3 protein-coding genes are annotated in these 1,658 nt (G+C 46.6%); all 3 read left to right on the top strand.

The window, feature by feature from the left end; all coding sequences use genetic code 11:
• The coding region (gene virB11, locus J8X26_RS24645; protein ID WP_208952254.1) for a P-type DNA transfer ATPase VirB11 at nt 1-799 on the top strand (799 nt) is incomplete at its 5' end.
• A gap of 49 nt (nt 800-848) precedes the next feature.
• Nucleotides 849-1,151 carry a TrbM/KikA/MpfK family conjugal transfer protein gene (locus J8X26_RS24640; RefSeq protein WP_208952253.1) on the top strand — a complete coding sequence of 101 codons (303 nt, stop codon included), beginning with the start codon at nt 849-851 and terminating at the stop codon, nt 1,149-1,151.
• An 18-nt stretch (nt 1,152-1,169) separates the two neighbouring features.
• On the top strand, nt 1,170-1,475 hold the full coding sequence (locus J8X26_RS24635) for a hypothetical protein (RefSeq protein WP_208952252.1): 306 nt from the start codon (nt 1,170-1,172) through the stop codon (nt 1,473-1,475).
• The last annotated feature ends 183 nt before the right edge of the window (nt 1,476-1,658 follow it).

Below are 1,658 nucleotides of genomic sequence, written 5' to 3'. Positions count from 1 at the left end.
CCTTTCCGCCACGCTTGAATCAGGCGAGCGCATTCAGGCCATTATTCCCCCGGCCTGTGAGCGCAATACCGTGTCTATTACGCTGCGCAAGCCCTCATTCGGGCAGAAAACGCATCAGTCATGGATTGATGCGGGATTTTATAACCGGGTAAGCGGTAAGGAGCGAACGGAAGGCAAAGATGTTGAACTGACCCGCTATTTTCAAGGTGGGGAAATTTCCCGCTTTATGGAAAAAGCGGTGGAATACGGCAAGACGATTTTTATCGTCGGTGAAACTGGATCCGGTAAAACCACCTATATGAAAACGCTGCTACACTATATTCCCCGGCACCTCAGGCTGACCACCATCGAGGACAACCCCGAAATCCGGTTCTATCACCACACCAATTATGTCCATCTCTTTTATCCGGCGGATGCCGGGGATAATGCCATTGTCACGTCTGGCAGACTGATACACGCCAATTATCGTATGAACCCTGACCGGATATTACTGGCAGAAATTCGCGGACAAGAAGCCTGGGATGCGCTGAAAATCATCGGTTCAGGGCATGAAGGATTGATAACCTCCCTGCATGCGGGCAGCCCGGAAGAATGTATTGAAGGGCTCATTGACCGCTGCTATGAAAACCCCGACTGCCGGAACATGCCTTTCAACGTGCTTTTACGAAAGGTGCTTAAGAGCATTGATGTGATCGTCAGCATTGATATTCACGGTGACATACGCCGTATGAGTGATGTTTATTTTAAACCGCTTCATCTCAATGACATGAGGTATGTATTCAGTAAAGGACTCCAGTAAATAACATATCCAAATACGCTATCCTCATTTAAATACAAAGGTGACCGAAATGAAAAAAGTTATACCCTCCGCATTATTACTCAGCGCTATGGCGTCATATTCAACTTCCGTCATGGCCGCTGACGCCTGTGAAGTAGTGTTATGCATGTACGGTAAAGCCACCGGGAACGGCGGCGGCAATGAATGCCATTCTGCTGAACGTGCATTCTTTAATATCGTCAAAAAGAACAAGCACGGTTTTCTGCCAGACCATACTGCCGATGCCAGAAAATCATTTTTACTTGAGTGTGACTCGGCAGACCCGGCAATTATCAGCCAGATAATCAGTAAATTTGGCCGCATGCGTGGTTAATTAGCGGAGGTTATCTTTATGACCAAACCGGGTTTTATTCAGCATCCCTGGACACGTCAGCGCGGAGATTCCATGCGCGCAGCCTGTGTTATTGAGCACATTGAAAATGAGGCGATGCACGGATGCGGCCTTTATTATGAAATTTATCACTACCGGGTTGTCTGCCGGTTATTGCAATTACTGCAAACGCTGAACAGCACCGACAGAATAACACTGACAGAAGAAGCTAACCGGCGAGGATTTACGCTTGATGAAACCAGCATTAAAGAAAGTCGTCAGTGTTATTCCGACATCATCAGGGAAATCCACGAAAGCCAATATTAATCCCTACCTTAGTTTTATTCGCAGGTCATCTATAGCGCCAAAATATTTAAGCCGAATCAGGCTTAAGGCGTGGCGGTTTTCAGGTTTTTACGACCCAGCACATTTTTCTCGGATTAAGAACCTATCCCAAAAGGAATTGTCAGTTAATAAGTAATGGCAATTTTTGAGGGAAGTATGGCAGGC

The organism is Rahnella sp. ChDrAdgB13 (genome assembly GCF_017655185.1).
GTDB classification, from domain to species: Bacteria; Pseudomonadota; Gammaproteobacteria; order Enterobacterales; family Enterobacteriaceae; genus Rahnella; species Rahnella contaminans.
This window is presented reverse-complemented; position numbering and strand designations above follow the sequence as displayed.

Coding starts and splice junctions, on each gene's coding strand:
- J8X26_RS24635 (WP_208952252.1), top strand. CDS start 1,170: ATGACCAAACCGGGTTTTATTCAGCATCCCTGGACACGTCAGCGCGGA.
- J8X26_RS24640 (WP_208952253.1), top strand. CDS start 849: ATGAAAAAAGTTATACCCTCCGCATTATTACTCAGCGCTATGGCGTCA.